The organism is Ectobacillus sp. (assembly GCF_056992975.1).
This window is the reverse complement of record NZ_JBXKMX010000277.1, coordinates 1-5,994: the sequence shown is the minus strand read 5'-3', so window position 1 is coordinate 5,994 and position 5,994 is coordinate 1. Positions and strand designations below refer to the sequence as shown.

The window sequence follows — 5,994 nt, the reverse complement described above, 5'->3', positions numbered from 1 at the left end:
CTAGTTGAAACCACGGAAACATAGTATTTTTTCAGTCGTCACCTCAAAAAACAGAACATTTTTTCGATGATTTTCGACACTAATCATTGTTGTCAAGTTCTTTTTTTCTAAAAATATTGTCGAATATCTCAACATTTTCTCAACAATTTGTAAACTACATGTAATAAGACAATACCACTAAGTGTGATACTATTATAGAGAACTAATTCAATTTACTAATTCTAATTGTACTTTTAAGGGAATAAAAACCTATACAGAAGATACAATTTTAGCTCTATATATTCGTTAGCAACGGAGGGATTTTAGCATGAACGTAAGAAAGCGGGGACGAATCCTCATTCCCCTCTTTTTACTCCCCATAGTACTCGGTTCTTTAATGATTTGGATTAATGAAAATGAAAATATTTTTCCTTTTTTTCAGTCGTCAGACTCAGTAGGTTCACCAAGTAAGGTACTCACTTACAAATCCGATATTCAAAAGGAATTGAATAAGTATCAGCTTGGAGAGTTTACTACCGTATTATTAGCAATTATGTATCAAGAAAGCCGCGGAGAAGGAAATGATCCGATGCAGGCTTCAGAATCAGCAGGATTAAAAAGAAACGCCATTACAAACCCCTCATCCAGCATTGAACAAGGTGTATCGCATTTTTATCAAATGTATGAGCTTGGTAAGAAGAGCAAGGTCGATATGGATACTATTATTCAAAGTTACAATATGGGGCCAGGTTACATCCGTTATGTAGCTGAAAATGGATATAAGCATACAGAGGAATTAGCAAAATCCTATTCTAAAATGCAGGTCGATAAGCATCCGACTATGTATACATGTGGTGGATTTAAAGGTAATTTTCGTTATCCCTACTGCTTTGGAGATTTCACTTACGCCTCCAAGGTTCAAAAGAAACTAGCCGTAGTAGAAAAAACAATACAAACAAACAACTCAAAAGTAGCATTTGCTAAATAATGTATGCTTCCCCTTTTTAACTTCACTAAATAAAAAGAAAGCGCAGCTTAGATCGATTACCTGCGCTTTCTTTTTATTTATATTTATACACTTAAAGATTCATTTCCCTCAGTTTCCATATAAGCCTGCTCTCTTTTTTGCTTGTTCCGATATGCGATATGAGAGGCAAGTACACTGCTTTCATATAAAAGAATAAGTGGAATACTAACTGATAAGTGAGAAATAATATCTGGCGGCGAAATACAACATGCTACGATAACTAAGATAAAATACGCATATCTTCTAGATTTTTGTAAATGTGCGGGTTTAATAATCCCTATACTTGTGAGAAACATAAATACAACTGGCATGTCAAAGCATAGAGCAAATGGAATAACAAGATGAAAGATAAAACCAAAATACTTATCTACCGTATACATTTGTCGGAATACATCCCCAGCAAGAAACGAAATAAAGGAAAGAATATTGGGTAGAACAAAAAAGTAACCAATTACGAGTCCAATAAGAAATAACACAAATAATAAAGGAATATACATAAGAGTTGCTTTTCTTTCATATTCCCGTAGCGCCGGCTTCACGAAGAGCCAGCACTGAAGTGCCGCCACAGGGATGGTACCAATTATAGCGATGATAGCCGCTAATGTAATATAAAGTGATAGTATGTCTCCAGGTCCAAGCACAACTAGCTTTGTCGCTAAATTTCTTGTAATAAAATGATACAATGGCTTTACTGCTGCAAAACCAATAATTAAGAAGACAACAAAACATATACTTGTAATAATAAGACGTTTCCTTAGTTCGTTAATATGTTCGATGTAATGGAACTCTTCAAGATTCATTATCTCAACTCCTCATGTAGAAGTAATGTGAATACCGCATTTTAAAGTATCATATTCTGTAGCGTATTACCATTTCCCTACAGATAGACTAATGATACGAATAATAAATACATAGGACATTCTCTCTTTTGTTTTTTGTATCTATCACTAGATATAATTCTCTATACATTTTTCATTAGTACGTACATACTATAGTACGCATTATCCTCCTATTCAAGGCTATTATAAGAACAGATTATGACAGCTTAATTTTTACTTGACGAAAAACAATTACCATTATATACTTACTTACATAAAGTAATTAACTAATATAATATTAAGGAGGAATTATTACTATGATGCCATCTTTATTTTTAGCACATGGATCGCCCATGCTTGCGATAGAGCAAACACCATATACGCAGTTTTTAGCAGATTTAGGGGAGCAACTTCGTCCAAAGGCAATCATTGTATTTACTGCTCACTGGGAAAGCGGTGAATTAACGATTTCTTCTTCTGATGATGAATATGATACCATTTACGATTTTGGTGGTTTTCCACCAGAGCTATATACGATTAAATATCGTGCGAAAGGTTCTTCCGAAGTGGCTTCTAAGCTTGCCCAAAAGCTAACCAAAAGCGGAATAAGTGTAAGGAAGGATACATCACGTGGCTTAGATCATGGCGCTTGGACTTTATTACATCGAATTTATCCAGAAGCAGATATTCCCGTTGTACAAGTATCTATTCATCCTTATCTATCCCCTGCTGAGCAATATAAGATTGGGGAAGCTATTCGTGAATTAAGAGAAGAAGACATTCTTATCATTGGTAGCGGCGTAACTGTCCATAACCTTGGTATGTTAGAATGGGATCAAGCAACACCTGAAAAATGGGCTGTAGAATTTGACGACTGGTTAATCGATCATATCCAGAAAAATGATTTACAATCCCTTTTCAATTATGCGAAATTAGCACCAAAGGCTCGCTTAGCTGTTCCACGCCCTGAACACTTTGTGCCATTATTTATTGCAATGGGAAGTGGAAATCCTAATCAAAAAGCTAAGATTATCAACCGTTCATATGATCTTGGTACTTTAAGTTATCTATGCTTAGAGTTTTAAATTGTAGATAAACAACCTAAAATAATGAAAAGAACGTGCTATCTATCTTATGCAAGAGCTGGCACGTTCTTTCATTTTTTTAATCTCATTTCTTCTTCTTTTCTTGACTCATTTTCTCTTATCATGATAAATTTACCTAGGTAAGTAATTTGTTAACGAAAGATTCATATTTATCAGGAGGAACATTCATGACAAAACCGAAGCTATGGACACCGAATTTCATCCGTGTCTCAATTAGTAATTTTTTTCTGTTTTTAGTATTTTATTGTCTACTTGTCACTCTACCTGTATATGCCATGCAAACATTTCATAGTCATGCTTCTTCAGCAGGCTTACTAGTTACTGTATTTCTATTTGCAGCAATAATCATACGCCCATTGACAGGTAGATGGATTGAACAACTGGGAAGACGAACTGTTCTTACAGTATCATTCTTGATTTTTTTTGTAGTTGCACTTTTATATTTTGTCCCGCAGGGGATTACCGGTCTATTGGTTCTACGTTTCTTACATGGAATTGGATTTGGAATGGCAACAACAGTGGCGGGAACAATTGTCGCCGATGTAATTCCGAGTTCCCGCATAGGTGAAGGTATGGGGTATTTCACCATGTCAACAAATCTAGCGATGGTATTGGGACCATTTATCGGATTAACAATCTATCAAAATTTTGGCATATCAAACTTATTTATAATAAGCTCTTCATTTGCCTTTCTATCTCTTCTTATTGGTTTATTAATTAAAATTCCAAAGTACTTGCCAGAAAACAATCCCTCCGTGCCACATATAGAATTCTCTTTCTCAAATCTGTTTGAGGTATCGGCGATTCGTATTTCATTGGTGGCATCCATATTTGCACTGGTATACTCATCCATACTTTCCTTCGTATCTGTCTATGCAAAAGGAATAGGGTTTGCATCTTCAGCAAGCTACTTTTTTGTTGTCTATGCAGTTGTACTTATTCTTTCAAGACCATTTACTGGGAAATGGTTTGACTTGTATGGCGCAAATAAAGTAATGTATCCTTCAATTCTCTTGTTTGCTATTGGTATGGTCGTGTTAAGTACAGCAAATTCAGCACTTTTATTTCTTCTATCAGCAGCGCTTATCGGTCTTGGATGGGGTACTTTATTTCCGTTTCTCCAAACGATTGCCATTCGAAATGCAGCTCCTTCACGAAAAGGAGTAGCTACAGCTACCTTTTTATCTATATTTGACACAGGTATAGGAATTGGCTCGGTTGTCGTAGGACTTGCAGCTGGCATCGGATTCCGTTCTCTATACTTCTATAGTACCTTTGTTATTCTTCTTGCCATGCTTGGCTATTTTATTGTGACTAAAAAGAAAGTTGAATTACAGCCTAACAAAGAAGCGACGAATCTATAATGACTCATCGCTTCTTTTTATTTTCGCTTTATTATACTTCCCGTACTTCCCACCTTTGTTTTCGGAGGTGAGTTGCTCTTAGGAGGAGTAACTGTAGATTGCTTTGGATTTACATTACTAGATGGTGTATCCGACTTAATAACATTTCCCTGGTTTTGATTTGTTGATGGTGCGCTCTTACCAGTAACGGTGCCTTGGGACCCTACTGACGTACCGCTCCCACCTGAATCGCTTCGCTTAATTATACTTCCTACCCCTTGTGTCGTTAAAGGCGGAAGCGTTTTCTTTTCTTCAACAGTCGGTTTATGATAATCAATACTTGGTTTATAGGTATTTCGATTTGTATAACCCCGGTAATCGCCATAATTCGATCCCTTTTGGAAAAACAAACGATCCAATACACTAGCTAACAAATACCCTTCTAAAAAGGATGGACTATAATTATTTCGAACAAATTCTTGATTACTCACTTCAATCAATGTATCTGTCGGCTTATCTTTATCCTTTTGAATGTTATATAATTCATCAGAATAGACGAGAAACATTTGATTGTCGTCTGTTTTTGAGCTTTGTTCTGGCTTTTTCTGTTCGCTCAATTGACTGGCTACCTCTGGAACAGTCTTATTTTCGGCACGGTAAACATAAGATTGCTGGCTTCCGTTATTCACGGCTGAATCGAGAGGATAAAGTGAGCTAACCGATTGCTGGTTCGTACAGCCAAACAATAGCGAAGAAACGAGAACAACTGCTATGGCTACTTTCATACTAATAACGAACCGTTTTAGCATAATCGTCCCTCCTATGTTCCTCGTATAATCTGTACATCAGCAGTAAGAACCGATTCTCCCTCATACATCATCATGCGGCCATCCTGCCATTCAAGCCGCAATAGCTTGCGATTATCAGATTGAAATTCCCATATATATTGTTCACTAGAAGAGGGAAAAGGGGTTTTTCCTTGATTATTTACATAAGTAGAATAATTTTCTTCCATATAATAATCTACATCATCCATATGAATGGTTGTTGGTACTTCTTGAATAGAATCGAGTCGTCCATCGATTGGCGTATATAATTCGTAATATAGTTTTTCTCTGCTCTCTACTTTTAAATACTTCATCGTATTTCCATCTTGTAATGTTAAAAAGATCTCATTTCGATTCTTCAAACTTGTCTTACCAATAATTTCGTAGGTAACTAACGATACCTCTAGAATATCTCCCGGAGCTAATGTTAATACGCTTTTTTCCTGCTTTGGTGGCTCTGGCTTCTTCATAATATTTTTAATACGATTAAATATACCCACAAGTATACTCTCCCTTAAATCATTATAGACAAGCAGCTAAAATAAGCGCTCCCACCACATGCAATGAACCGCCTACGAGAGCATATGCAACTTTACCTTGCAGTGTTCCTTCATCTAAATCAAAATCAGCTACTCGTTGTAACATAAACTGCACAATAAACTGAAGAAGAACTAGAATAAAAAAGGAAATAACAGAAGCAAGCAATGCTTGCCATAAATCATTGGATTTCAATATCGACTGTGACAAAATATATCCTTGTGCAAATAATTTCATAGCAAATCTTGTTGCAACTGCGACATTTCCTTTTTTCATCTCAGCTAAATCCTTATATTTTGTAAACAAAGAATCAATGCACATAAGTATGAAAAGGGTGACTGCTCCTGAAGCAGTCCA

The 5,994-nt window shown here is 36.0% G+C and carries 7 protein-coding genes; 3 read left to right on the top strand and 4 right to left on the bottom strand.

Annotated elements, in window-relative coordinates; translation table 11 throughout:
* Positions 1–307 precede the first annotated feature (307 nt).
* Entirely contained in the window at positions 308–967 is a 660-nt protein-coding gene (locus AC11ZT_RS12715; protein ID WP_484059955.1) for a lysozyme family protein, read from the top strand.
* Positions 968–1,050: 83 nt separating this feature from the next.
* On the opposite strand, the gene tatC is transcribed toward AC11ZT_RS12715, so the two are convergent.
* Positions 1,051–1,806 carry a twin-arginine translocase subunit TatC gene (gene tatC / locus AC11ZT_RS12710; protein ID WP_484059954.1) on the bottom strand — a complete coding sequence of 252 codons (756 nt, stop codon included), beginning with the start codon at positions 1,804–1,806 and terminating at the stop codon, positions 1,051–1,053.
* A 335-nt stretch (positions 1,807–2,141) separates the two neighbouring features.
* Between tatC and AC11ZT_RS12705 the strand changes: the two genes are divergently transcribed.
* Positions 2,142–2,909 (top strand): DODA-type extradiol aromatic ring-opening family dioxygenase, encoded by a 768-nt coding sequence (locus AC11ZT_RS12705; RefSeq protein WP_484059953.1) that lies wholly within the window; start codon positions 2,142–2,144, stop codon positions 2,907–2,909.
* 188 nt (positions 2,910–3,097) lie between these two features.
* On the top strand, positions 3,098–4,294 hold the full coding sequence (locus AC11ZT_RS12700) for an MFS transporter (protein WP_484059952.1): 1,197 nt from the start codon (positions 3,098–3,100) through the stop codon (positions 4,292–4,294).
* A 17-nt stretch (positions 4,295–4,311) separates the two neighbouring features.
* On the opposite strand, the gene AC11ZT_RS12695 is transcribed toward AC11ZT_RS12700, so the two are convergent.
* The 3 genes from AC11ZT_RS12695 to AC11ZT_RS12685 all read right to left on the bottom strand — a co-directional run.
* Positions 4,312–5,082 carry a DUF4247 domain-containing protein gene (locus AC11ZT_RS12695; RefSeq protein WP_484059951.1) on the bottom strand — a complete coding sequence of 257 codons (771 nt, stop codon included), beginning with the start codon at positions 5,080–5,082 and terminating at the stop codon, positions 4,312–4,314.
* A gap of 11 nt (positions 5,083–5,093) precedes the next feature.
* Positions 5,094–5,600: a DUF4178 domain-containing protein gene (locus tag AC11ZT_RS12690; protein WP_484059950.1), complete on the bottom strand. Its 507-nt coding sequence runs from the start codon at positions 5,598–5,600 to the stop codon at positions 5,094–5,096.
* 22 nt (positions 5,601–5,622) lie between these two features.
* A partial coding sequence (locus tag AC11ZT_RS12685) for a DUF350 domain-containing protein (RefSeq protein ID WP_484059949.1) occupies positions 5,623–5,994 on the bottom strand: 372 nt, incomplete at its 5' end.

What these genes read in the sequence shown, in the direction of transcription:
- AC11ZT_RS12695 (WP_484059951.1), bottom strand. Translation starts at nt 5,082, where the DNA reads ATGCTAAAACGGTTCGTTATTAGTATGAAAGTAGCCATAGCAGTTGTT.
- AC11ZT_RS12705 (WP_484059953.1), top strand. Translation starts at nt 2,142, where the DNA reads ATGATGCCATCTTTATTTTTAGCACATGGATCGCCCATGCTTGCGATA.
- tatC (WP_484059954.1), bottom strand. Translation starts at nt 1,806, where the DNA reads ATGAATCTTGAAGAGTTCCATTACATCGAACATATTAACGAACTAAGG.
- AC11ZT_RS12700 (WP_484059952.1), top strand. Translation starts at nt 3,098, where the DNA reads ATGACAAAACCGAAGCTATGGACACCGAATTTCATCCGTGTCTCAATT.
- AC11ZT_RS12715 (WP_484059955.1), top strand. Translation starts at nt 308, where the DNA reads ATGAACGTAAGAAAGCGGGGACGAATCCTCATTCCCCTCTTTTTACTC.